Origin of the sequence: Leptolyngbya sp. FACHB-1624 (assembly GCF_047649235.1) — a bacterium.
In the GTDB taxonomy this organism is placed as follows: domain Bacteria; phylum Cyanobacteriota; class Cyanobacteriia; order Leptolyngbyales; family Leptolyngbyaceae; genus Leptolyngbya; species Leptolyngbya boryana.
Window position 1 is genome coordinate 6,297,594 of record NZ_CP180258.1, and the last position, 25,270, is coordinate 6,322,863.

Sequence of the window (25,270 nt, forward strand, 5' to 3'; positions counted from 1 at the left end):
AGATAGCAACCAGAGTGAAGAGATTTCTGAGACTTTTCAAACATCTTCTTAAATTGAAATTCTAAATATATATTTTTATTGATCTCACAGTCCTCCAAACCACTCGTATCCTTGATCTTCCCAATATCCTTTTTGAGGCATCAGTTGCGCTGTGAGGATAATTTGAGTCACCCATTTACTTTGCTTGTACCCTAACTTGACCGGAGAAGCTAAACGTAAAGGAGCACCATGCTCGACTGAGAGCAGGTTTCCATTATGCTGATATGCCATCAAGGTTTGAGGATGCATTGCTGAGGCAAAATCCCAACTTTCGTAGTAGCCATCAGCCGACTTAAAGTAAACATAGCGGGCGTTCAATTTTGGTTGTGCTAGTTTCAACAAATCCTGAAGCTTCACTCCGCCCCATTGGACAATTGCAGCCCATCCTTCTACACAGACATGCTGAATCACCATTGAGGTAAAAGGTAGCGACTGGAGATTAGCAAGGCTCAACTGCATCGGATGGTTTACTTCCCCTGAAATTTCTAAACGATATTGGGCTGGATCGATTTTTGGCGTTTGATCAAAAGTATTAATCAGTAATTTATCGGGTTCAACTTGACGGATAGAAAATTCAGGCACAGGCTTTTGGCTGAGCAGCAAAGATTGTGTCGCTTGGTTCAAAGGTTCAATGACCTGTCCGATTTCTTGTGTCCCAAAATTTGAACCGCAACTGCTGAGCAATAAACCTGCTCCGGATAATCCAGACCACTGGAGTAATTGACGACGAGAAATCGGTTTAGACATCGTTCGATCACTCCTAGATAAACATCGATTTCACAAGCCGAATTGTGCCAACTTTGAGTGCCAAAATTGAATGCACAGCTGTGAATACAACAACAATTGGAACAGTAATAAAATGAATTGTTCGCAGTGTTTGCCAATTGATAAATAAACTGTACAAACCGTGAAACTGAGCAGGCTTATACATCGCTAAACCCGATGCGATCGACAAAATGAGAATGGGAACGATCGCAGTGTAAACTACTCGATGCAGCGCATAATTTTTACGTTTTGCATTTTGACTAACGCGCAGTGCTTTAACATCACTACTGCTAGCATATCGATGCTGCCAACGGCGAGACAAACCAACATAGATACCGTATCCCAAAAGATTGAGTGAGTAAATCCACATCGCTGCAAAATGCCAATTCCGTCCCCCTGCTAGCCATCCACCTAGCGTCAAAAAACTAGGAAAATGCCACCCGCCTCGTCCCCCAAACACCGGATTCGCATTATAGATCTGTAATCCACTGAACAGCATAATGAACAGGCTAATCAAATTTGTCCAGTGGAATATCTTAGCGAGTAAAGCTTGAGAAGGAGTCGGAGGAGATTTTTGGCGTTTTACAGTCTCCATGATCGCAGTGCCTCACAGTGAAGTTTTCGGGAAAAATGGTGCGAGCCAGAGTTGAACTTGCACATCCCAACCTAGTAAGATTGCGATTGCACTCAAAATCACAATGCTTCCACCAATTTTTTGCAAGGTCATACTCTGCGATCGTAAGTTCAACAAGTGCTGAGTCAACTTTCGCCCACCATAAGCAATCATCAGCAAGGGTAGAGCAGCTCCCAATCCATATGCCAACAATAACCAAAAGGCGCTCATGGCTTGATGTTGTACAGCCGCCAACACTAAAATCCCGCCGAGTACGGGACCAGCACAAGGTGTCCACAACAATCCTAACTGAGTCCCCAACCAAAATTCGCCCCACAATCCAATGCGTGGAGAATTCTGAACCCATTTCAGAGTGGGGAAATAGCTCAAAAGAGTATAGCTCCAGCTTGGGCATAGGGTGAGAAGTCCAAGCCCTAATAAGATTGCGATCGCAGTGTATCTCAAGAAGTTCGCAATTCCTGTTAGCCAGCTTGTACTGATTCCCAGTAAACTTCCAGCTACAGCGAATCCTCCAACTAAACCGAAAATTAGAGCAATTGGACCATAGCGATGAGATTGCAGCGATCGACCAATAAGCACTGGAAGAATTGGCAATATGCAAGGAGAGAGGATCGTGAGGATCCCTGCCAAAATTGCAATCTGAATAGAAAGGGTCGATGGATTCATAACACTCTCTCTTTAAGGAGGGTTTGAATCATCTGCTCGGTCGTGTCATATGCACCTTCGCCGATATGGTCGTACCGCATTAACCCACGTCGATCAGCTAAAAACAGATGAGGCCAGTACTCATTTTGATAAGCTTTCCAGGTTTTGTACTCATTATCAACTGGAACTGGATAGGTAATTTGATGCTTTTCGATAGCTTTCCGAATATTGTTAGGCTCACGCTCAAATGCGAATTCTGGGGTATGAATCCCAATGACTTTTAAGCCTTGTGCTGCATACTGGCGATGCCATCGAGTAATGTATGGGAGAGTTCGTTGGCAATTGATACAGGCAAATGTCCAGAATTGAATCAGAACCACATTGCCCTTGAGATCTGCGATCGAGAGTGGAGTTGAATTTAGCCACTGCTGAATTCCCTGGAAGTCGGGTAATGGATTGCCAGATGCTTGCACACTGACAAGATCTTGCTTGGGATCTAGGATGGGTTGTCCAATGAAAGATTGCTTATCTTGGCTAGGCTTGAGTTTTAGGGCAGTAGCTCCAGCACCGACCACACCCAACCCTAAGTAAAGAAGAAGCTGACGACGCTGCCGGAAAATTCTACCCATAAAACTTACCAAAAGTGAGAATTGATCGCCCTGATAACACTATGGCTTTGTCGCATCACCATCTTTCTTCATGGCATCACCATCTTTCTTCATAGCATCGCCTTGTTTCATCGCATCACCTTGTTTCATCGCATCACCTTGTTTCATCGCATCACCCTGTTTCATCGCATCGCCATCTTTCTTCATCGCATCACCCTGTTTCATCGCATCACCATCTTTCTTCATGGCATCACCATCTTTCTTCATGGCATCGCCTTGTTTCATGGCATCAGGCTGAACTGGGTTAGTTGTAGCGGGCTTTTGACTATTGGGAGTGGAGCAAGCGACAAGCATACCCACTGAAGCTAGAATAATCAGAGAAGCAATTGTTTTCATGGTTTTCACTACCCATATGATATAAGTTCTAAACTGTGCTATTCACTCGAATGGCAAACACTCAAGCGCCTGCTACTCTTTGGAGTATGGGGGACTAAACTAAGCTGTGCATGAATATAGCCCTAAAATTTGCTGAGTTTAGTCTGAGAATTGGCTGAGAATAGAGGACTTATTCTCAATATAATCTCGCCATAGTTGTGCAAGGTCTTGTGCTTTCTGTTGTTTTTCTGAAACAACTTGGTAGATTCGTCGAGGACGACCGCGTTTTGCTGGCTTCTTCCAATAGCTTACGACCATTCCTTCACGTTCTAGAAATCGTATTGAACTCTGTAAGATTGTGTCAGACAGTCGGTAGCCTACATGGTCATTCCTAAGTTTCTGGACAAGCTCAGCCCCGTAAGATTCCCCTTTTGACAGTAACACTGACAGCACATAGCAAACTGTTAGCTCCTGATTGAGAAAGATGACTGGCGGAGCCTGAAAAAATTGATAAATATCTTGCAAGGTCAGGGATTGCTGAGTGTTTGACATTTGGAGATCAATACGAATGTTACTGCTTAAGTACTGTTGTTGCTGCATTACTTTGGCGATTAGCAGAATGAGTCGCGGTGCTGCTGTAAATCTCTGTGATTGAATCAAGTAATTTTAAGGCTTCAGGATACGATCGCTGAAATGAATTTCGCCCAATGATCGAACCGAATCCATTTCCTGCATGAATAGCATGAATTTCATCGAGTAAGGCACGATCGCTGTCGAACGCACCACCTGAGAAAATCACAATGCGCCGTCCGTTAAACGTGCATTGCACCACATGCCTGACTCGCTCTTCCAGCGTTGTAATAGGAATGTTTTGTGCTTGATAGATTTTACGCGCTTCATCTTGCTCGATATGCTCTGAAGGGAGCTTAACTTTAATAATGTGTGCGCCAAGTTGAGCCGCAATATGAGCAGCGTAGGCAGTCACATCGATCGCAGTTTCTCCAGCCTTACTCAGTCCTGCTCCACGCGGATAAGACCAGATAATAACAACTAAGCCGTGGCGCTTTGCTTCTTCGGCTAAAGCACGGATTTGTCCATACATCTCTAAGCGATGAGATGAGCCTGGGTAAATGGTAAATCCGATCCCAACACAGCCCAATCGCAAGGCATCTTGAACACTGCCTGTTATTGCTTGATCAGGATCAGTTTCATTCAGGAGCAGATCGTGATCGTTGACTTTGAGAATCAATGGAATTTGACCCGCAAATTCGCGCGCACCTGCTTCTAAAAAACCAAGGGGTGCAGCATAAGCATTACAGCCAGAATCGATCGCGAGCTGAAAATGATAAAGCGGATCATAAGCAGGTGGATTGAGCGCAAAGCTGCGAGCAGGTCCATGTTCAAAGCCCTGATCAACAGGTAAAATTACGAGTCTCCCTGTCCCTGTAAGCTTACCGTGATTGAGCAAACGAGCGAGATTGGTTAGTGTTCCAGGATTGTCACTACCATACCAACTCAGAATCTCTTGGATGCGTTGAGTCATTGGAAGTTCCTTAGTAGGTTTGAGGTATTACAGTCTACGCTGGCAGCATTTGTTCGTAAAGTGTCAGAGTTGCCTTGCTGCCAATGATTAACGGCGATCGCTGATGAATTGATAGAGGTTGAAGCTCTAAAACACGCTTTGTCTCGGTTAATGCCATTCCCCCAGCTTGCTCGACAATAAAAGCAAGGGGCGCACATTCGTAGAGCAGTCGGAGTTTGCCATCAGGATAGTCAGGAGTTGACGGATAGAGATAAACCCCGCCCTCAATCAAGCTCCGATGGACGTCTGCAACGAGCGCACCGCTATATCTTAATGAGGTATGTTGCTGATTGAGATGAACAATGAGTTTCTGAATGTGCGGTTGCCATTCTTGGGCATAGCTGAGATTTGCGCTGTAGTATTTACTTTCACTTGGGCATTGAAGGTTCAGGTGAGAGAGTAAAAATTCGCCCAAGCTTGTATCGAGTGTAAATCCATTGACCCCATGACCACAGGTGCAAACCAAAACTGTACTCGTACCATAAAGAATATAGCCTGCTGCAACCATCTCTGTGCCTGAGCGCAAAATATCTTGCTCTACGCTACAGCATCCATTGTAAGTTTTGCGCTGATAAACACCAAAAATGGTTCCCAAGGCTCCACTACTATCGATATTAGAGGAGCCATCCAGCGGATCAATACACAGAACATAAGGCGTATGATTGCGACAATCCATAAATTTTGCCATTTCAAGCTCTTCAGAAGCTAGAGCCGCTACTAGCCCTGTGTCTGAGAAGGCTTCAATGATAGTTTGATTGCTGAAAACATCGAGTTTTTTTTGAGCGTCCCCGGTTGCATTCTTATCTCCGACTAACCCTAGCTGTCCAACCAAGGCGGCACGGCTAATTTCACGAGTTAGAATCTTTGCAGTATAACCGATCTGGCTGATTAGAATCGAGAGTTCTACTGGAATATTGAAGGCTTTTTGCTGCTGCCAAAGATATCGATCAAGGGTCATTGCTTGTGTAATCATGTCCCTACCTCCCACCAATGTCGCTGATCCTGTTGCAGTAGAGCGTCTGATTCCTGTGGTCCCCAGCTGCCTGCTGTGTAGTTCGGGAAATTGCGTGGGGGCAATGATTGCCACACATCCAGGACTGGTGTGATCACATCCCAACTAATTTCAACCGTATCAGCACGCTGAAAGAGTGTTGCATCTCCAATCATGCAATCATAAAGTAAAGTTTCATAGCCCGTACTTGGAGAGGTTCCAAAATGCTTGGCATAGCAAAAATCCATTTCAACCGCACCCGTTTTCATCACAGGCCCAGGAACTTTAGCACCAAATTGGACATGAATCCCTTCATTCGGTTGAATTCTAAGTCGAATTAGGTTAGGTGTAGGTTGCTCCATTGAAGTTTGGCGAAAAAATACTTGAGGAACTTGCTTGAACTGAACGACTATCTCACTAACTCTTTTTGCCATTGCTTTCCCTGTACGAAGATAGAAAGGGACTCCTGTCCAACGCCAGTTATCAATGAATAATTTCAGAGCGACAAACGTTTCGGTGACTGAATCTGAAGCAACTTTAGGGTCATCCTGATAGGCAGTTAGAGGTTTGTTTTGCACAGTTCCTGCTTTGTACTGACCTCGGACAGTATCGGTAAGAACTTGCTCTGGTTGAAGTGGACGAATCGATCGCAGAAGCTTAGTCTTTTCATCTCGGACTGCATCTGCTTCAAAAGAAATCGGCAGCTCCATTGCAATCATTGCGAGTAACTGAAAGAGATGGTTTTGAACCATGTCTCGCAATGCCCCTGTCACATCATAGTAACCCCCTCGATTCTCAACTCCAACTTGTTCAGCTACGGTAATTTGTACATGATCGATGTAGCGATGATTCCACAGCGGATCAAATAAGCCATTACCGAACCGAAAGACGAGAATGTTTTGAACCGTTTCTTTGCCTAGATAGTGATCAATGCGATAAATCTGATGTTCTTTTAGAGCCTTGCTCAAAGTTTGGTTGAGCACGCGGGCTGAGATGAGATCATGCCCGAATGGTTTCTCGAGAATTGCACGTCGCCATTGACCTGCTGTTTCGTCAACAAGTCCTAAGGAGTGGAGTTGCCAGATAATTTCGCAGAAAAACTCAGGAGCAGTCGCAAGATAATAGAGATAGTTACCCTGAGTATGATGGGTGTGGTCAATTTGATCCAGGAGTTGTTGCAGTCGATCGTAGGTTTCAGCCTGCTTGAATTCGCCTGAGAGGTAGTAGAGCCGCTTGCATAACCAATCTCGCTGCTCAGATTCAAGGTAAGGAGCAAGCTCTTGCATTGCAGAGTTCATCGCTTGACGGAATTCTTCATGATTCATGGAAGCGCGCGCGACTCCAACGATCGCAAAGTTTTCCGGTAGTAGATGACCCTTTGCTAAATTCCCCAAAGCAGGAATGAGCTTGCGTTTGGTCAAGTCTCCGGCGGCTCCAAAAATGACGATCGTACAAGGCGGAATAGATGGAGATTTCGTCATGGCGATAGCTCCGCAACTGGCTCAACATGCCCTCCAAACTGCTGACGCATAGCAGACAACATCTTTTCAGCAAAGGTATGATCTTGTCTGGAGCGAAATCGAGCATACAATGCAGCAGACAAAACTTCTGCTGGAACGGCAGATTCGATCGCTGCCATAATCGTCCAACGTCCCTCTCCAGAGTCTTGGACATACCCAGTGTAATTAGAGAGCGATGGATTTTCAGTTAATGCGATCGCAGCAAGATCTAACAGCCACGATCCCACCACACTGCCACGTCTCCAAACCTCTGCAATCTCAGAAACATTGAAATCATAGCTATGAGATTCAGAGATTTCTGGAGAATTTGCATTTCGTAGAATGTCAAAACCTTCGGCATAAGATTGCATCAAGGCATATTCAATGCCGTTGTGAACCATTTTTACAAAATGTCCTGCTCCATGCGAACCGCAATGTAAATACCCTAACTCTGCTGTAGAATTTAGCTGCGCTTGTCCAGGAGTCCGAGGAATACTACCGATTCCAGGTGCAAGAGATGCAAAAATTGGATCGAGCTTCTGAACGATAGAGGTTTCTCCACCAATCATCAGGCAGTAGCCTCGCTCTAGCCCCCAAATGCCGCCACTTGTTCCAACATCAATATAGTGAATACTACGATCGTGAAGCCATTTTGCTCGACGCACATCATCCTTGTAGTAAGAGTTGCCTCCATCAATGATGATGTCTCCAGGAGACAACCTTGCGGCGACCTCTAAAAGGCTTTCTTCAGTCACAACGCCTGATGGCAACATCAACCAGATCACGCGCGGAGCTGCTAATTGCTCAACGAATTCGTCAAGCGTATTTGCTCTTTTCGCCCCTTCAGTAACAAGCTGCTTCACTTTGTCCAAACTGCGATTAAACACCACACATTCATGCCCATGTTTGAGCAAGCGACGGACAATATTTGCGCCCATGCGTCCCAGTCCGAAAACACCAATTTGCATTCTGTTCTCCTGTCAAAGACTTCAATATCAACTAAATCAATGCGATACGTACTGCGGTCTGTAAAAGCTCTAAATCTGCCTGTGTATTCTGGCTCAGATGCAACCTAAGTAATCGACGATTGCGTTCTGCTAAAACCTGAAAATCACCCTGTGCTTGAGCTGCTTTGACGACTCCAAAGCTATAGTTCTGTCCAGGAATGTCAAGATCATTCTCAGGCTCGTTCGTAATTTGTAGAAATACCCCTGTATTTGGGCCACCCTTGTAGACTTGCCCTGTGGAATGGAGAAATCTTGGTCCAAAGCCTAGACAAGTTGCGACTTGTTTAGCATCCCGAATTGCATGGCGAATTGCTTGCAAACACTCGTAATACACAGGATTCATTTCGATGTAAGCCAAGAGCGCAAAATAATCTCCAGGTTTCAGCCGATTCAAATGCGATCGCAAATAGCTTGTTAAAGAGTTCTCGATCGCTGCTTTTGCGAAGGCATCCTTGTCATGTGGAGCCGAATATATCTGAATTTCTAGTTGCGTAGTGAGCGGCTCTGCTGTAGAAAGAATCCTAGTTTTTTCATAGTCTAGCATGAGCTGCTTTGTTGCAATTTTACTCGCTTCTACATCAGGCTGGTCAAAAGGATTGATCTCTAGAATTGCTCCTGCTACTGCGGTTGCGATTTCCCATCGGAAAAATTCTTGTCCTAAATGCTCAGGAGTCGCGACTGCGATTCTGACCACTGGAAATCCTGATTGTTCTAAAAGAGCGATCGCAGCATCTTGAGCTAAATTGGGTGCAGATTCCAAGCGAATGTAGATGAATAATCGATCTCTACCATACTTTTCAGGTGTAGAGAGTGCCTCTTGATCGATTGGAATGATTCCTTTCCCAATCTTGCCGGTTGATTCTGCTAGAAGTTGCTCTAACCAAGCCCCCAAACTTGCAATGCTGGGAGAGGTCGTCAAAGTAACTTTATCGTATCCTTGATTAGCAAGCACCCCTAAAATTGTTCCAAGAACGACACCTGGATTATCTTCAGCAGGAACAGAAGGCGCACAAGAATGTACCATTTCTTCCGTTAGGCGTAAAAATCTTGCAATATCGACTCCCATGAGTGCAGCAGGAACCATACCAAAGTTAGACAGCACAGAATAGCGTCCACCAATGCAAGGTAATCCCAGGAATGTTTGATAGAAGCGATCGTTGATTGCAATCTGCTGAAGTTGAGAACTAGGATCAGTAATGGCAATGAACTGTTGTCCTGCTGCTTCTACTCCAACAATTTGTTGCACTCGGTCGAAAAAATACTGCTTGAAAATATGAGGTTCCAAAGTACTGCCAGATTTACTAGAGACAATAAACAGTGTTCGCGGCAGGTTAATTCTGCTTTCAATTGCTCGAATTTGGGCAGGATCAGTCGAGTCGAGTATATGCAATTCTGGGAAGTTTGGAGTCTTGCCAAATGTCTGCTTCATCACTTCAGGACCAAGAGAAGAACCGCCCATTCCCAACAGTACAACATGGGTAAAATCGCGCGATCGCACAGCATGAACAACTTGCTTCAGAGGATCCAGATGAGCCAGTTGATTATCTGTAATTCCAAGCCAGCCGAGCCAGTAATTTTCATCCGTATCTGTCCAGAGTGACGCGTCTTGCGCCCACAAACGGCGAATTTTTCCACTCTGCCGCCATTCAAATAGATGCATTTGAACCGCTTCATCAAGTGCAGGAGGCAGACGATAGGTCATGCGATCAATTTGATCTCCTAGTATCGTCTCGCGCTTTCGAGCGACAGCACTAAGAAGTGCATCAAATGCGTCTTGAAAAAGCTTTATGCCTTGCTGGAGCAGGTGATCTGCAATTTGTGAGAGTGAGATTCCCACCTGTTCTAACTTTAATAAAACAGCTTCTGCTGCTTCAATCTGTTCTGGCAGACTCAAGCGAGGCTGACCATGATCTAGAAATGCTGCCAATGTAACCGGTGGTACTGTATTGACTGTATCTGCTCCGATCAGCTCTTCAACATAAACCACATCTCGATAATGTGGATTTTTACTGCCTGTACTGGCCCACAGCAGTCTTTGAGGATGAGCGCCTTTCTCTGCTAATTTTTGCCAGCGAGGACTGGTGTATAACTGCTGATACTTGCGATAAGTCAATTTTGCATTCGCGATCGCGCTTTTTCCTAATAGACCTCTTAGGAAATTGCAGGTATGAGAATCTGAATTCGCGCTGAGTTGAGCATTGAGTAATCCATCGATCGCGGTATCGATTCGACTAATAAAAAAGCTGGCAACACTCGCAACCTGGCTGACATGTCCTCCTTGCGCTGCAAATCTCTCTAATCCTGCCAGATAAGCATCAGCGACTTTTTCATAAGCCGATTGAGAAAATAGCAAGGTTACGTTAACATTTATGCCATTCCCAATCAGTGCTTCGATCGCAGCAATTCCCTCAGGAGTCGCCGGAACTTTGATCATCAAATTAGGACGTGCAACCGCTTGCCATAGTCGATGCGCTTCTGCAATCGTTTCAGCAGTCTTGTCAGCAAGATAGGGAGAAACTTCCAAGCTCACGTAGCCATCTTGCTTTTGAGTACGAATGTAGGTTGGAAGTAAAATATCAGCCGCCGCTTGAATGTCAGCAATTGCAAGTTCTTCGTAGATTGATAATGCATCGCGATCCTGAACCTTTTCGAGCACATTCAAAACTTGATCATAATCACTGCTTCCAGCGATCGCCGTTTGAAAGATAGCAGGATTAGAAGTCACACCCTGAACTTTACCAGAACCGACTAATTCTTGAAGTTCGCCACTAGTAATGAGACTGCGACGAATGTAATCTAGCCAAATCGATTGTCCATAGTAATGTAGAGACTGGAGCGAGGTGATGGGATGATTGTCAGACTGTACGAGAGATCGAGTCATAGCTTAAAATTCCTCCTAGCTTAGATCAATAAGCGAACAATGATTGTTTGAATTAGCCTGATGTCTTGTTTCCTTGAGATATCGTGCTGCCCCTATCAAACCGACATAGGGATTTAAGACGATGTGGATAGGAATTTGCTCTAGTAGTGCACTCACTCTGCCTTTTGCAAGAAATGCTTTAAGGAAAGTTCCCTCTTGCATGAGGGGCAAAATCTTAGCGGCAATCCCCCCTGCAATATAGATACCTCCATATGGCAAAAGCTTTAGCGCCAAATTTCCTGCTTCTGCACCATAGGCTTTGACAAATATCTGTAATGCTTTCTCCGCTAAAGGGTCTTGTGCATTCAGCGCTGCTTCAGTAATTTTAGAGGTTAAGTCGATATCTTCTTCAGGGAGAAGTTGGTCTAGCCCAGTGTGATATCGCAAAAATTGGTAGATTGCTAAAATTCCATTTCCAGAAACGACCTGCTCAACAGAAACATGCTGAGTTGGAGATCGCTTGAGTAAATATTGCAACATTTGACATTCTAGTTCAGTTTGTGGAGCAAAGTCTGCATGTCCACCCTCTGACGCATAGACTTGACGGTTGCTCCTAGTATGATGGAGCAAAAAGCCTTCTCCTAAGCCAGTACCTGCACCAATGACTGCAATTGGTGCGCAAGGTCTTGATTGCCCGACTTGAATCGTAGATAAATCAGCCTGAGTTAGATCAAGTAATCCATAGCTGACGGCTTCAAAATCGTTTATCAATGCAATATTTGGAATGCCCGTTTCTTGAGTCAGGCGAGACACTTCTAAAATCCAGCCGAGGTTTGTGAGATGTGACGTATTGTTGATCACAGGTCCTGCGATCGCAAAACAAGCTGCATCCGCTCTGATCGGTCGATTCAGCTTTGCGATCGCTTCTGCTGAGAATTTGGAGAGCACCTCAGTCAAATCTGAGAAATCTCGACTGCGATATCGACCTTCACATAAAATTTGGGACGATTGTGGAGTAACTTCTGAGAAGCGCAGAATTGTCTTTGTTCCTCCGACATCTCCGGTTAGGATGATCACGGCATTTACCTCGAATAAAGGCTTGATAGCTTGATTTGATCTCGATAGAGTTCAGGAAACTGCTTCTCAAGTCGTTTAAGCTTGGGCAAATCATGAACTATGACATAGGGATAGTTCGGATTATGCTGGACGAAATCCTGATGATAAGTTTCCGCCTCATAGAATTTCTGCAAAGGCACAACTTGCGTCACAATCGGTTTTTGAAAGCGCTGTGCTTGATCAAGTTGCTGAATGTAGGCTTGTGCAACTTGTTGCTGCTCAGGAGTTGTGAAAAAGATTGCAGATCGGTATTGAGATCCACGATCGGGCAATTGCTGATTCAGTTGGGTCGGATCATGTGCGACAGCAAAGTAAACTTTCAGCAGTTGACCATAGGAGATTTGAGTCGGATCGTAGGTGATTTTTACAGCCTCTGCATGTTGTGTTTTACCTAAACTAACTTGGCTGTAAGTTGCAGTTTCAGCACTTCCTCCTGAATAGCCAGAGACCACTTGGGAAACGCCCTTTAACTGCTCAAAGATTGCTTCTATCCCCCAGAAGCATCCACCTGCTAGCACGATCGTCTGCTGATTCAGGTTGCTTGGAACAGCAATATCGATCTCTGGATCAGGAAGTGCAACAAGGTTAGTATCGGATGGAAGGCTTGAATTGAAAGATGGTGTTCGGAGTGTTATTCGGCTACTGAGTGAAATCGCGATCGCAGCAAGCAAAACGACAGAGGAAGCAAGCATTAAAGGGCGAATCCACGAAAACGGTTGATATCTCATAGCGTTAACCTTCTCTGTCAGGTGAGGTTGGGATAGTTTCTATCTTGCGCGACTTGCCTGAGAAGCAGATGAATATGACCTGATAATTTCTACAGATTTTCCTGAGATATTTCAATCTACTTTCAGGTTATTTCTTACACTATTCTGCTATCAAAAATCAGTAAAAAATATACTTTACAAATGAAATTAATCGTCTACTATGATATTAGTCTGTTCAGCGATAATGTCCTCAAACAGCACTTACTCGAAAATTTCAAAATTGCACCATAGTCGCTCCAAAACAAATCTCAAGGAATCAGGGTTGGACTAAATTGCTAGTCACTAAATAGGTAAGAGAGTAGTATGACTCAAACATATCGAGATGGAAAATTGCTCAAAACAGCTTTATTTGTCGTGCTGGGAGCAGTATTTTGGCTGGAGGGTTTTTTAGCAATTCGATTTGAAGGAAGCCTACTGCTTGTTAAAAGCAATTTTCGGCTTTTGTTTCTATTCACGAGTGCCCTGCCAATCTCATGGATTTTTGTCAAAATCGGCGCAGTGGTCAGTAACACGAAGGGACAAGATTTGCTTGGTGGAGTTGTGCTGATGTCGATAACAGCACTGCTATTAGATGGGATTGGACTCACCTGGTTTCAGAGTTGGTATGGGCTTGAGCTTACACAACTGATACTTGCGGCTGCTTGGCTTCTCTGGGGTGTTGGAGTCGGTTTAGCGATCGGATATTGGCAATCCTATTTGAATGTAGAAAACTAGGAGAAAATGAATGTCAAGATTTTGGCAAAATTGGATGACCGCTTGGTGCATCGGAATTGGTTTATTTGGAATTACGCTAGCAGCAGGGGCTTTAGAAGCAACTAGCGAACCAACTCGGATCGTATTTCAACTGCTGAATGGCCCTGGAGAACTCAATCTTGACCCACATATGCGCTTTAGTTTGGCGGTACTCGGAGCCGTATCAATCGGTTGGGGCATCACCTTGTTTGCCACAATGCAAGCCGTGAACCAACTTGACAAAGCTGCGAGCAAGCCAATCTGGATATTAGTCATCGTTTCAGTGTTGACCTGGGCAACGATCGACACCACTTTATCGATCGCCACCGGGTTCTGGCGCAATGCGATTCCTAACCTTGCATATGTGCTGACTTTTTTATTGCCAGTGTTGCAGAGCGGTGTACTGAAAGACTGAAAAAATTGTACAAAAGCAGTAGTGTAGATTGCACAGCTATTTGCTACTTTAAATCGATTTGAGCAAGAACTATGAACAACCGATTCTCATTTGTTGGGGGCAAGCAGGGCGGATGGCGCGTTACCAAAATGCAAGGAATGATCGGGAACAGCTTAGCTCCTGTTGAACGGGTCAATGTTGTGAACGATGCCATTACAGAGCTTCCCTCAGATAGCTTGTGGATGCTACAAAGCTTTACTAGCAATGTCCGGTATGCAAAGCGCGACGAGATTACTATGCTTCAAGCGGTACAGCCCGGATTGAATCGAGCAGAAGCTACGATCGCAGTACTCATTCCCATTAAGAAATCGGCTCAGTGGTGGGAAATGGCACAGGATGAACGACGTGCCATTTTCGAGGAAGAATCTCATCACACAGCAGTTGGATTGGAGTATCTTCCGGGGGTTGCTCGTCGGTTAATGCACTGCCGAGACTTAGGAGAACCGTTTGATTTTTTAACTTGGTTTGAGTTCGCGCCAGAACATACTCAGGCATTTGATGAGTTACTGGTGCGGATGCGGGCAAGCAAAGAATGGGAGTATGTAGAACGCGAAGTTGAAATTCGTCTAGAACGTGATCTGGAGTGAAATGGAAGCAGAGATTAAGATCGCGACGATCGAGAATTTAGAAATTTTGCTGCCACTGGTTCAAGAGTTTCACGCAGTTGCAGATTTGCAGCTTGCAGACTCTCGAAGAGAGAATTCCGTCAAGATGCTGCTTACACATGCGGAACTTGGCGGAATTTGGTTGATTTGTTGTAGAGGTCAAGTTGTCGGTTACATTGCACTCTGTACTGGTTATAGTATTGAATTTGGCGGAAAAGATGCGTTTATTGATGAGTTTTACATCAGACCCGATTTTCAAGGAAAAGGTCTTGGCAAACATACCTTAGAACAAATTAAGATCATTGCAAAAGCGCTTGGTATTGGTGCAATTCACCTCGAAGTTTTGCAGTCGAATCTAAGCGCTCAAAAACTTTACCGCAATTCAAAATTTGAGAATCGTGAGCAATATGTTTTAATGTCAGTTAGCTTGTAGCCAATTCATAGATTCATCGGGAGATACACACTTACTTTGGTTCCTGATACAGATGATTCAATTATTAGCTCCCCGCCATGTGCCGCAATAATCCGTTTTGAAATTGCTAGTCCTAGTCCTGTTCCAGAAGGCTTAGTTGAGCAAAATGGAGTTCCAATTTGGGGCAGTAGCTCTGATGGAATCGGAGTGCCACCGTTGTGAATCTCAATGCAAATCGAATTTACATTGATGCCTGGGCGAATTGAGCAATCGACAGCTTCCTGGGGAGAGATCGCTTCAAATGCGTTCCGAAATAAATTCAAGAATACTTGCTTTAACTTATCAAGGTCTGCCATCACTGCAACTTCTGGAAGGCTGTTAGTATACTTGATTCGGCGGTCAACTGCTTCAGGTACATCTTGAACCTGAAGCAGAAATTCATCTAGAAACAGACTGAGATTGAGTCTTGAGAGTTTTAAAGTTTGCGGCTTTGCGTAATACAGAATGTCATTGAGAAGATGCTTCAGTCGTTCAGATTCCTTTAAAGCAAGGTTAAGACGCTGTTGGTCAGAATCAGGCTGCAATACTTTTTGAGCGTATCTCAAGCCCAGTTCGATCGTAGTCAGTGGATTTCGCACTTCATGGACAATCATTGTTGTAAACTCACCAATTGCGGCTAACCGTTCTTGCTCAATCAGTTGACCTTGCGATCGCTTCAAGTCAATTGAGCAAGCTGCTGCCTCTTGAGAGAGTTGATGATTAACTTGTAGCTGATGTTGATAGAGCCAAAAATTCTCGATCGCGGTTGCTGCTCGCTCAGCAAATAATTCAACCATCTTTACTTCAGCTTCTGTAAATGAGCGGGGGTGACATAAAAACGAGCAAATCGTGCCAATTGCTGCTTGGTTCCTCATTTTTAGCGGCACTCCCAGATAGGCGTGATACTCACTTGCAAGATTGTGATCCCGCATATCTTGGCGGTTTTCGATGACCAGAGATCGCACGGATTGAACCACTTCTGCTGCCAGGGTGCGATGAACGCTGAAGCTAGCACTTTCCCGCCGCATCTCAAGATTGCTTGCAATGATTTGCCCGGTCTCCCCTTGGCAAAGCGTCACGATCGTCCAATCCGACTGAATCAATCGACTCACGCTCCGTGAAATTTCAGTTAAATAGGCAGCCAAATCGCCCGATCGATAATTTAACGTCGTCAAATACTCCATTTCTAATTCGGGAGAGACAGTAGGCATAAAACTAGCAGAATTCACGGGTGGCTGAGACTTAGACATCATCTGTTACCTCAATTTGAATAGAGCAAGTGCGCTTCAACAGTTGCGCTCAGCTTTTACAACTGCCTCTAACAGCGTTTCCAAGTGATCATCATCTCCATGCTTTATCCCATTAATAAAGAAAGTCGGAGTTTTGATCACGCTACTTTGGATGCCACTTTTAATATCTTCCTGAACGCGTGCCATATGACGATCACTGGTCATTTCTGCCAGAAATTGATCGACATTGAGGCAAAGCGCGATCGCATACCTGACTAAATCGCTATCTGCCAATTGCGCTTGATGATGAAATAAATAGCTGTGCATTTCCCAAAACTTACTTTGTGATGCAGCGGCTTCGGCAGCTTCGGCAGCATGGTAGGCTTCTGGATGCAGACTCGATCTCGGAAAATGACGAAACACAAATCGAATCTGTTCTCCCAACTGCTGCTGAATCAACGGAATAATCTGCTGCGCTGCCCAACAGTGAGGACATTGATAATCGCCATACTCGACCAAGGTGACTTTTGCGATCGAGCTGCCTTGGCAATGATCGCGATCGCTCACAGGGAGGGTAAGACAATTAGGTTCTCTGGATGATGCCATTAGATAAAGACTCACAATATCTTAAATTCAAGTTGTGGCTTCGCCATCGCTAAACATCATCACTTGATCCAGCAGCGAATTGTTTCTCAATCGCTTTGTGATCTTGTCTCCAAGCTGCATAGAATTGAGCAGACATAGGATCTGGAAAAATATCCTCGTGACCTGCTTCAATCCCTGCTAGCACAGCCACTGCAACATCCGCAGGGCTTGTTTTGCTAAATTCAATGCCCGCAGCCATATCAGTATCTACAGGACCAGGAAAAACAGCATGAACCATAATCCTTTTTTCTGCAACACTAGCTCGTAGAGATTGAGTCATTGACCAAGCTGCCGCTTTAGAAGCATTATAAGCAGCTAATGCAGGCATACTTACAAGCGATACGACCGACAACAGATTCACGATCGCCCCTCCGTTGTTCTGCTCAATCACTGGAACCAGCGCACGAGCTACATTTAGCGAGCCGTAAAAATTAGTATTGAACTGACTAGCGATTACCTCCATTGGCACATCAAGGATACTTCCAAAAGCGAGAATTCCAGCGTTATTGATTAAGAGGTTAACATCAGGTGATTGTGCAGGCAGGGTATTGATTAGGCAGGAGTCTGTGACATCAAGTTGGAGAGGGATGACTCGGCTAGTATCCAAACTCGTAACATCTTTGAGCGTATTGATATCACGGGCAGTGGTATAGACTTTCTGAGCGCCTGCCTGTAGCAGAGCGTTGACGAATGCGTAGCCAATACCACGATTTGCGCCTGTTACCAATGCCGTTGCATTTTGGATTTGCATGATCCTATTCCTGTATATAGGTATTCTGAGTCATCACAGTTGAGACAATGATGATGAACTAATTGACGCGATAAACTACTGGACAATTGACAATGAATCCAACGGCTCGAAGGCTGCCACCGTCGAGAGATCGAATATAGCCTTTAGCACCCATATCTTCGATGTGGATGGCATCACTCATGCGAGCACGGTAGCCTTTTTTGATCGCTTCTTCTGTCCAGACTGCCGGAAAAATCCGCCACATCGGACTGTAATCTAAGTTAATCGTTGGAATGCCACCTAATACATTCAACGGTCCTCGTCTGTCAGTTAATGCACTGTACAAACCTTGCCGATGCGGATTGTCTAAGCCAGTTGCTCCATTGACAAAGACATAAATGCGTTCAGCAGATTCGCCAGGCAGTGCATCTTCATGGGCAAAGGGTAAGTCTTCCATGGCAGGGGCGTAGGTTGCAGTCTCCAGCGTAGCGACGACTGGATCGTTGGCTTCAGTAGAGAGATAGAGAATCGGTTTACTGAAGGTAAATCCGATCGTTAGCTCTAAAGTCACCGTTCCTTCACGCGGACAGATTGCAACCACTTTGTCATGAACTAAATCATGATTCGGCTTGCCATTACAAAAGGCATTAAGCTGCTCTTCCGTCTGATTGAATGCCACCATTGGAGCATTAAACAACACATCTTTCGTCGCATTCGTAACTTTGACTAAAGGCGTGTAATTGTTATCGCCTACTGATCCAGGTTGAGCCGCTTGAGGTGGAAAAGGAGCGCTAGCAGCACCTGGTGTAATGCTCAGTTTCGGCTTGAAGTCTACTTTGCCTCGGTTGAATACCCAAGTCCCATCTTTACTGATCGTTGCTGTTCGTTGATTGCGTCCTGTAAACCCGTAGGCAAGCTTGGGTGAATAGTTTACACCATGCAGGTTAGACAGATTCTCATCTGTTGCATCAGTGATGATAAACCAGGCTGTTTCACCTGAAGCGAGTTTTCCCTTGTGTAAGGGAAGTTTTGCAGTGCCTTTGACCAAATCAACCTGAGCAGATTTCATGAGCAGCACAGGACCTAGAAACGAGGGGTTCACTTCAGATGGAGAAGGCTGCCCAACGACAATCTTGACATCAGGTTGGAGAAAATCGGGCGCGGGGCGTGCTTCGTGGTAGGGACCAGATTCAATGCCTCGATTAATCACTTCAGCCTGAATTGGAGCAGCATTCAGCGTGACTAAACTTCCGAGTAGTAGAGCAATGTGGTTAGCCCATCTTTGTTTTGACATGATTGGGTTTCCTCAATTTGTGTAATGCTGAGATAACATTTGAAGATAATTCATACTCTACAGAAACTGTTCTGATTCTTTACTACGCCAGACAATGATTGTTTCCCCCCTCAGGCGTTGAGTATTTTCCCCACCCAAATGGGTAGTTGACAGACCAAAGGACTACCCTTCAAGAATTTTTGGAGTTTTTTATGAATCATGAAACCCTCGTTAAAACGATTAACCTGATCATTGCTCCCGTCGTCATGATTACCACTTGTGGGATTATCTTGAATGGGATTATTGCGCGGTATACCTGGCTAAGCGATCGCATTCGTTCTATTCATGAGGAACAGCTTAGCTTGCTAGAGTTGGATCTGACTCAACATCAAGCAAAAGCTGAAAAACTTCACCATCTTGACCATTTGCTGCCCAATCTACTCAAGCACCATCATCAGGTTCATCATGTTTTGGTGCTCGTTTATCTTGCGATTCTGGTCTTTATGCTGGATATGTTGGTGATTGCTTTCGCGATCGCTAACAATAGCGAATGGCTCCAGCAAATCGTCGTGATTGTTTTTTTACTTGGAATTAGCGTTTTGCTCTTGGGGATGGCTCTGATTGCTGATGAGCTAAGATCCTCTCATCAGTTGATTCAGTTGGAAGTTCATCATCAATGTCAGTCCTGCAAAATTAACTTTCGCAAGTAACTACAATTTGATCAATCCTTGCTGAAGAGCATTGACGACTGCGTGAGTTCGATCGCTAGCACCCAGTTTGAGCAGAACATTTGTCACATGGAATTTGACCGTGTTTTCAGTAATCGATAGTTCAGATGAGATCGCCTTGTTATTTTTACCTTGTGCCATCAGCTTCAACACCTCAAACTCACGATCGCTCAAATTTGGGCGTTCCATCCGCGCTGCTAACTTCGTCCCAATTCCTGCTGGCACATACCGCTGTCCATCGTTCACCGCTCGAATCACCTCTAAAATTTCAGGACAAGGGGTGTCTTTGAGCAAATAGGCTTTTGCTCCAGCCCGAAGTCCCTGATAGATATCTTCATCCGTTTCATAGATCGAAAACATGATGATTGCAGCATTGGGAAATTCCGATCGAATCGTCGCGATCGCTTCTACTCCCCCGACTTGTGGCATCCGTAAATCGAGCAGCGTGACATCGGGCTGATGCAATCGGAACTGTTCGATCGCTTCTTTCCCGTTGGTTGCTTCAGCAACGACCTTCATATCCGGTTGGTCATTCAAAATTGCAACTAAACCTTGACTCACAATGGGATGATCATCGGCAATCAGAATTCGGATGGTTTTGGTCAGCATAGGTGAAATAGAGCGTAGATGTAGAATTTATGGAATCACAGGATTGCTCAGAGTGACGGTAATCGTCGTTCCTTCGCTGGGGCGACTGACAAGATGCCAGGATGCACCAATTCGGGCTGCTCTTTGCTGCATCCCCAGTAACCCAAATCCAGCAGTAGACGATTGGGGATCAAAGCCACAACCGTCATCTTGGATCGTGAGTTGTACAGTCTGAGGGCAATAGCTGAGGTAAATTTGCACCCTTTGAGCATGGGCATGTCGCAGAGCATTTGTGAGCGATTCTTGGGCAATACGGAGCAAATTTAGTCCTGGATCAGGATGGAGACGATAAGGTATACCATCGATTGTCAGATTAATTGATACGGATGGATCAGAGGGAGTTTGTTCAATAAATTTAGCGATCGCTTGAGCGAGATCCTCATATTCAGTAGTTTCGAGGTAAAGCGTCCAAACCGATCGGCGTGCCTCAGCCAGCCCTTCTTGAGCGATTTTTTGAGCAACCAGCAAATGTGACTGAGCTTTTTCAGGCTGACTGACCGCAAAGTACTGAGCGGCTTGTAACTGCATCAAAATCCCGCCAAAGGCTTGCGCCAAAGTGTCGTGAATTTCCTGTGCCATGCGAGTCCGTTCTTGTAATAGAGCGGTCTGCTGAGCTTCCTGTGCAAGACGGGTCAGTTCTAGAGCGAGGGTGAGCTGTTGTGCTAAAGCATGAGCGAGTTCAATGGTTTGTCCAGGAAAGTGACGATGGGCAAGCAAGTAAATCGACAGCGCTCCAATATTGCTCTCTCCGACACTGAGGGGAATATCGAGAAATGGAATCAATCCTGATGAAGTGACATTCAAGATGGAAGCATTGGCAGCACTAAGCACTTGACCTTGCCAGTATGTCAGATGAACTGAAGCTGGCTCTTCTGACTGAGAATAAACCCAGTATTCAATCAAGGGAGAATCGAACTGCTGAGCAATCGCTTTGAGTGTATTTCCAATGAAGCGATCGAGATCTGAATCAGCAGCAAAAGTATCGAGAGATTGCTTCAGGGCTGTATTTGCCTGAGCCAACTCAGTCACTCGTGTTTGTTCAGCCTGCAACATCGTTTTCTGAGTGCGATCGCGTTGAATCGCGCTACCGATACAATCTGCGATCGCCATCAGCACTGAAATTTCAGCAGTACTCACCTGTATCGGCGCTCGATAATAATCTAAACTCAATGCTCCCCACCACTGCCCATTCACGCGAATCGGAACCGCGTAGGTAGACTGGACTTGAACAGAGGCTAACGCGCTGCGTAAAGGCTCGTCCCAGACTTCAGTGAGTCCCCCAAAGCCATCCCCCTCCAGAAAGTACTGTCTCATGAAGTCCAATCCTAGCAAGTCAGCCGGGAGCGAGGTTGAACCAAAAGCAACGCTAATAGGCAGAAACCCAGGGGCAGCCCATTCGTAAATGAATTCGCAGGAATTCGGCAAGGGAGATGAGGACTCAAATCTATTTTCCAGAACTACGACACAATCACAGTCAGTGCCTTCTCCAATAAACTGAAGGGCTGCGTTAACAGCTTGGTCAAAGTCTTCCGATGTCAGTAAAACATTTGCGGCTTTCGCTGTCGCTTTAAACAGGCGATCTCGTTCTCGCTGAGTGAGATTGCGCTGAATTGCACTACCAAGACAGTCAGCGATCGTTCTCAAAACCGCAACTTCACCAGGGCTGAATTGAATGGGGGCGTGGCAGTAATCAAAACACAATATGCCCCACCAATGACCATTAACCCGAATGGGAACCGCATAAGTAGACTGAATTTGAAGCGTCGCTAACCAGCTTCTCAGCGGTTCATCCCACTCCGCCAAAACTCCACCAAAGCCATCCATCTCCAGGAAATACTTCTGAAAGAGATCCTTTAGCTCGAGGGCTTCGACAGATTCAATGTTGAAGGAGCCAATTTCAAATCTGGAGTCGAGGCACTTATGAGCTGTACTGAGGTAACGAATCGGCATCGGAGATGAGGCTTCGTAGACATTTTCGAGAATCTCCAAGCGATCGCAACCGATTCCCTCAATCAAAACTGTGAGTGCAGAATCAATCGCCACGTCAATGTTATCTAGCGTTAGCAACACATTGGCTGCTCTGGCAGTCAACTCCAATAGTCGATCGCGCCCTTGTAGCATTCGATTGTATCCTTCTAGGTCAGCAACTCTCTGTTGAGAGGTTTGTTGATGTTCGTGCTTCAGGCGATTTTGTTGAATCGCGCTGCCAATACAATCTGCGATCGTCATTAAAACTGAAATTTCGGCACTACTCACCTGAATGGGCGAGCGACAATAATCAAGACATAAAGTTCCCCACCACTCGCCATTCACGCGAATCGGAACCGCATAAGCTGACTGGATTTGAACAGAAGCTAAGAGACTGCGAAAGGGTTCATTCCAGACTTCAAGCAGCCCTCCAAAGCCGTTTCCTTTGAGAAGATATTTCTCTAAAAATTCTATTCCTAGCAATCCCACCGGAAGAACCGTTGCTCCAAAGGTCTTGCTGAGCAGTGGAAAGCCAGGGGAAGCCCACTCGTAGATGAAATTGCAGATTTCAGGGAATGGAGATGAAGACTCATAAACATTTTCTAAAACAATGGCGAAATCGCAACCGATCCCTTCTCCGATGATGCTCAGCGCAGTATTCACCGCTTCGTCAAAATTATCTAGAGTGAGTAGAACATGAGCCGATCTAACAGTGGTTTCCAGAAGGTGATCACTTCTTTGCGTCATTGAACTAAAAGGGATCAATTAAATCTTAAAGGTACTAAATTCCATCTTAGTTCAATTTTGTAGCTGAAGATGAAAGCGATCGCGCCTAAATTTCAAGCGAGATCGCAATCCCTGTCCCATATCTCTAAAGTTCGCCCGATTTTTCTCGACGTGCGACAAGATAGTGATCATAGGCGGCACAGATCCAAGCCCCGATCAGCATAAACACATTCTTATCCCAGTTCCCCTGATTATTGGGGATCAACCCATCCGGTCCAATCAAACCAAAAGCAATAATAAAGCTGAAGAGCATGAGCATCATCACGATGCCTGTCCAGCGAACAAATCGATTGATCATGAATGATACGCCCACAATCATTTCAACGAGCGGAAGTAGGTAAGCATAGGGCAAAGCAATAATTAGAGGTAGAGGACCAATTCCTTCAAATCCCCATCCCCAGAGCTTGAGCTTGAGTTGTGTCACTGTTTCAAAGAAGCCACCCGGCGCATTGAAGTAAAGATAGTTCGCGATGCCTGACAGCACAAAGAAAAGCCCTAGCAAAAATCGCATTGTCGTCACCGATTGTCGAAATAAACGCTGTTCGCTGCGTAAGCCAGGTTGAGTATGAGTGTCTAAAATCATGAGAGTTCTCCAAAATTTGAGAGTACAAAAGTTTCGTCTCTATCCCTGTTTTTGCTGAAGTCGATCGAGCAATGCGGGCAACTGTGTCGATCGCAAAGTCTGCTCGAACTGGGTCGGTTGAGCAGCACGCCACAGCAAAAGCCCACTACTCATGACCACGATCGCAGCCGCAACATCTCCAACGCGCTGAAGCAATCGCATCGAGGTCAAAGGTTTCAAGCTAGTTCGACTCGGACGCTGAAAGATCTCATCTGTCAGCCAACCTACCGTCGCTTTGAAATTGTGAACATACACGGGGAGGAGTTCTAAATAGGTTCCATGTCGTACTAGATGCCCTGCCCGTCCTGTAATTGGTACTCGATCGAAGAGATTCGCAACGCTCTCGCCTAAACCCAATTTCATCAGTGTTCCTCGTAGCGCAACTGTTGCGGGTTTTGGGGGCTGCCCTTGTGCGATCGCATATAAATTATGTGCGATCGCGGCTCCTTGTTGGTAGGCAACTTGCGCCGTTGCGGGTAGAGGCTTCTCTAACACGGCGCAATCTCCACCCACAAAAACCTCCGGGAAGTCAGGCAGTTGTAGTGTGGGGACAACTCGCAACCGACCTGTGCGATCGCGATTTTCATCCGAAATTGCTAACTGTTGAACTAGAGGATGAAGTCCATTGCCCGCTGTCCAGATCACAGTCGCAGTTTGAAGTACTTTAATCTCATGATTTTGCTCATACTTCAAAGCATCCGGCAATACAGCTTTAACAGCAACGCCTTGAATAATTTCAACAGAAACCTTACGGGTTTGAAGGGCAGTTTGGACAATTTCTCGCAGATGTCCGTTAATGTCATCTTTGAGAATTTCATGGCTACGATTCAACACAACAATCCGAATATCTTTGGGATCACCGTGCAGTCGGTCGTACCATTTGGGCAACAAGTCTGCTAATGTTGCTGCCATTTCTAGTCCAGCAGGTCCTGCTCCTACGATCGCAATCGTCAATAATGTCTGTCGCTGTTCAACGTCTGCTTGAGTTGCCCTTTGCAGACAATCTCGCAACTGTCGCCGCAATGCGATCGCATCCTCACCTGTGCGAAATGCAAAAGTATGAGCTTCTGCTCCTAAAATGTCAAAGTAAGTCGGAACACTACCAAGTCCTAAAACCAAATTGCCATATCGATAGCAAAGTCCTGAAGTGAGCTTAACCGTTCGCGTTTCTAAATCGATCGTTGCAATATCATCCTGCACAAACGTCACACTATCACACTCAAATAACTCGGCATAACGAGGCTGTACTTGAGTATCGGTCATTTCGCCACTCAGGAGTTCATAGAGCAGAGGCTTAAACACAAACCGTTCTGCTCGATCAATCAGTACAATATGATGAGGGTAGCGGCGATGACACAGGTGCAAGGTTGCAAATAGTCCCGTAAAACCAGCGCCCAAAATTACAGTTGGCAGAGTCGTTTCATGCATCTCGGTATCCTGCTGCTGTAGTGTGAAGCAATCTTGTCAGAAAGTCCTCTTTACGAGTTTCGTTGAGAGAGACGAGTTCTGAA

At 45.3% G+C, this 25,270-nt stretch carries 26 protein-coding genes; 5 read left to right on the top strand and 21 right to left on the bottom strand.

Going from position 1 to position 25,270, the window contains the following annotated elements; all coding sequences use genetic code 11:
* Nucleotides 1-84 precede the first annotated feature (84 nt).
* The 13 genes from ACMUEV_RS29925 to msrA all read right to left on the bottom strand — a co-directional run bounded on the left by ACMUEV_RS29925 (nucleotide 85) and on the right by msrA (nucleotide 12,849).
* Entirely contained in the window at nucleotides 85-786 is a 702-nt protein-coding gene (locus ACMUEV_RS29925; protein WP_190650059.1) for a molybdopterin-dependent oxidoreductase, read from the bottom strand.
* A 13-nt stretch (nucleotides 787-799) separates the two neighbouring features.
* Nucleotides 800-1,399 carry a cytochrome b/b6 domain-containing protein gene (locus tag ACMUEV_RS29930; RefSeq protein ID WP_190650057.1) on the bottom strand — a complete coding sequence of 200 codons (600 nt, stop codon included), beginning with the start codon at nucleotides 1,397-1,399 and terminating at the stop codon, nucleotides 800-802.
* A gap of 12 nt (nucleotides 1,400-1,411) precedes the next feature.
* Nucleotides 1,412-2,104 (bottom strand): cytochrome c biogenesis CcdA family protein, encoded by a 693-nt coding sequence (locus ACMUEV_RS29935; RefSeq protein ID WP_190650055.1) that lies wholly within the window; start codon nucleotides 2,102-2,104, stop codon nucleotides 1,412-1,414.
* The gene (locus ACMUEV_RS29940) at nucleotides 2,101-2,712 is read right to left on the bottom strand and encodes a thioredoxin family protein (RefSeq protein ID WP_190650053.1); all 612 of its coding nucleotides are present in this window, start codon (nucleotides 2,710-2,712) and stop codon (nucleotides 2,101-2,103) included. The genes ACMUEV_RS29935 and ACMUEV_RS29940 overlap by 4 nt, the downstream gene beginning before the upstream one ends.
* Nucleotides 2,713-2,751: 39 nt before the next feature.
* Complete coding sequence (locus tag ACMUEV_RS29945; protein WP_190650051.1) at nucleotides 2,752-3,087, bottom strand: pentapeptide MXKDX repeat protein; 336 nt, start codon at nucleotides 3,085-3,087, stop codon at nucleotides 2,752-2,754.
* Nucleotides 3,088-3,225: 138 nt separating this feature from the next.
* Nucleotides 3,226-3,666 (bottom strand): PadR family transcriptional regulator, encoded by a 441-nt coding sequence (locus ACMUEV_RS29950; RefSeq protein ID WP_017285551.1) that lies wholly within the window; start codon nucleotides 3,664-3,666, stop codon nucleotides 3,226-3,228.
* Nucleotides 3,638-4,609, bottom strand: a complete 972-nt coding sequence (locus ACMUEV_RS29955) for a class I fructose-bisphosphate aldolase (RefSeq protein ID WP_190650049.1) — start codon at nucleotides 4,607-4,609, stop codon at nucleotides 3,638-3,640. Before ACMUEV_RS29955 ends, ACMUEV_RS29950 begins: the two co-directional genes overlap by 29 nt.
* Before the next feature lie 34 nt (nucleotides 4,610-4,643).
* The gene (fbp, locus tag ACMUEV_RS29960; RefSeq protein ID WP_199329411.1) at nucleotides 4,644-5,621 is read right to left on the bottom strand and encodes a class 1 fructose-bisphosphatase; all 978 of its coding nucleotides are present in this window, start codon (nucleotides 5,619-5,621) and stop codon (nucleotides 4,644-4,646) included.
* Complete coding sequence (zwf, locus tag ACMUEV_RS29965) at nucleotides 5,618-7,120, bottom strand: glucose-6-phosphate dehydrogenase (RefSeq protein WP_190650047.1); 1,503 nt, start codon at nucleotides 7,118-7,120, stop codon at nucleotides 5,618-5,620. The genes fbp and zwf overlap by 4 nt, the downstream gene beginning before the upstream one ends.
* Nucleotides 7,117-8,106: a phosphogluconate dehydrogenase (NAD(+)-dependent, decarboxylating) gene (gene gnd / locus ACMUEV_RS29970; RefSeq protein WP_190650045.1), complete on the bottom strand. Its 990-nt coding sequence runs from the start codon at nucleotides 8,104-8,106 to the stop codon at nucleotides 7,117-7,119. Before gnd ends, zwf begins: the two co-directional genes overlap by 4 nt.
* Before the next feature lie 31 nt (nucleotides 8,107-8,137).
* Complete coding sequence (locus ACMUEV_RS29975) at nucleotides 8,138-11,026, bottom strand: bifunctional transaldolase/phosoglucose isomerase (protein WP_190650043.1); 2,889 nt, start codon at nucleotides 11,024-11,026, stop codon at nucleotides 8,138-8,140.
* A gap of 15 nt (nucleotides 11,027-11,041) precedes the next feature.
* Nucleotides 11,042-12,082: a glucokinase gene (locus ACMUEV_RS29980; protein WP_190650041.1), complete on the bottom strand. Its 1,041-nt coding sequence runs from the start codon at nucleotides 12,080-12,082 to the stop codon at nucleotides 11,042-11,044.
* A gap of 5 nt (nucleotides 12,083-12,087) precedes the next feature.
* A complete protein-coding gene (gene msrA, locus ACMUEV_RS29985; RefSeq protein ID WP_242044327.1) occupies nucleotides 12,088-12,849 on the bottom strand; it encodes a peptide-methionine (S)-S-oxide reductase MsrA in 762 nt (253 codons plus the stop codon).
* 342 nt (nucleotides 12,850-13,191) lie between these two features.
* Here msrA and ACMUEV_RS29990 point away from each other — a divergent pair, with 342 nt between their 5' ends.
* From ACMUEV_RS29990 to ACMUEV_RS30005, 4 genes are all read left to right on the top strand, one after another.
* Nucleotides 13,192-13,602, top strand: coding sequence for a DUF5367 family protein (locus ACMUEV_RS29990; protein WP_190650039.1), 411 nt, complete (start codon nucleotides 13,192-13,194; stop codon nucleotides 13,600-13,602).
* Nucleotides 13,603-13,612: 10 nt separating this feature from the next.
* Nucleotides 13,613-14,035 (top strand): hypothetical protein, encoded by a 423-nt coding sequence (locus tag ACMUEV_RS29995; protein WP_190650037.1) that lies wholly within the window; start codon nucleotides 13,613-13,615, stop codon nucleotides 14,033-14,035.
* A gap of 71 nt (nucleotides 14,036-14,106) precedes the next feature.
* Entirely contained in the window at nucleotides 14,107-14,661 is a 555-nt protein-coding gene (locus ACMUEV_RS30000) for a chlorite dismutase family protein (RefSeq protein ID WP_190650034.1), read from the top strand.
* 1 nt (nucleotide 14,662) lies between these two features.
* On the top strand, nucleotides 14,663-15,112 hold the full coding sequence (locus ACMUEV_RS30005) for a GNAT family N-acetyltransferase (protein WP_190650032.1): 450 nt from the start codon (nucleotides 14,663-14,665) through the stop codon (nucleotides 15,110-15,112).
* 5 nt (nucleotides 15,113-15,117) lie between these two features.
* Here the strand turns inward: ACMUEV_RS30005 and ACMUEV_RS30010 are convergent, their stop codons facing one another.
* From ACMUEV_RS30010 to ACMUEV_RS30025, 4 genes are read right to left on the bottom strand one after another with little or no spacing between them, the layout of a single operon-like run.
* On the bottom strand, nucleotides 15,118-16,383 hold the full coding sequence (locus tag ACMUEV_RS30010) for an ATP-binding protein (protein WP_348251529.1): 1,266 nt from the start codon (nucleotides 16,381-16,383) through the stop codon (nucleotides 15,118-15,120).
* A gap of 33 nt (nucleotides 16,384-16,416) precedes the next feature.
* Nucleotides 16,417-16,965, bottom strand: coding sequence for a DsbA family protein (locus ACMUEV_RS30015; protein ID WP_190650031.1), 549 nt, complete (start codon nucleotides 16,963-16,965; stop codon nucleotides 16,417-16,419).
* Nucleotides 16,966-17,014: 49 nt separating this feature from the next.
* Entirely contained in the window at nucleotides 17,015-17,755 is a 741-nt protein-coding gene (locus ACMUEV_RS30020; RefSeq protein WP_190650029.1) for an SDR family oxidoreductase, read from the bottom strand.
* Between the two features lie 58 nt (nucleotides 17,756-17,813).
* Nucleotides 17,814-19,028 (bottom strand): hypothetical protein, encoded by a 1,215-nt coding sequence (locus tag ACMUEV_RS30025; RefSeq protein WP_190650026.1) that lies wholly within the window; start codon nucleotides 19,026-19,028, stop codon nucleotides 17,814-17,816.
* Between the two features lie 191 nt (nucleotides 19,029-19,219).
* Here ACMUEV_RS30025 and ACMUEV_RS30030 point away from each other — a divergent pair, with 191 nt between their 5' ends.
* Nucleotides 19,220-19,717: a DUF2721 domain-containing protein gene (locus ACMUEV_RS30030; protein WP_190650024.1), complete on the top strand. Its 498-nt coding sequence runs from the start codon at nucleotides 19,220-19,222 to the stop codon at nucleotides 19,715-19,717.
* On the opposite strand, the gene ACMUEV_RS30035 is transcribed toward ACMUEV_RS30030, so the two are convergent.
* The 4 genes from ACMUEV_RS30035 to ACMUEV_RS30050 form a co-directional block, all read right to left on the bottom strand.
* Nucleotides 19,718-20,344: a response regulator gene (locus ACMUEV_RS30035; protein ID WP_017285532.1), complete on the bottom strand. Its 627-nt coding sequence runs from the start codon at nucleotides 20,342-20,344 to the stop codon at nucleotides 19,718-19,720.
* Nucleotides 20,345-20,371: 27 nt separating this feature from the next.
* Nucleotides 20,372-23,098: a GAF domain-containing protein gene (locus tag ACMUEV_RS30040; RefSeq protein ID WP_190650022.1), complete on the bottom strand. Its 2,727-nt coding sequence runs from the start codon at nucleotides 23,096-23,098 to the stop codon at nucleotides 20,372-20,374.
* 124 nt (nucleotides 23,099-23,222) lie between these two features.
* A complete protein-coding gene (locus tag ACMUEV_RS30045; RefSeq protein WP_190650021.1) occupies nucleotides 23,223-23,720 on the bottom strand; it encodes a MauE/DoxX family redox-associated membrane protein in 498 nt (165 codons plus the stop codon).
* 39 nt (nucleotides 23,721-23,759) lie between these two features.
* Nucleotides 23,760-25,187, bottom strand: coding sequence for an NAD(P)/FAD-dependent oxidoreductase (locus ACMUEV_RS30050; RefSeq protein WP_190650018.1), 1,428 nt, complete (start codon nucleotides 25,185-25,187; stop codon nucleotides 23,760-23,762).
* Between the last annotated feature and the right edge of the window lie 83 nt (nucleotides 25,188-25,270).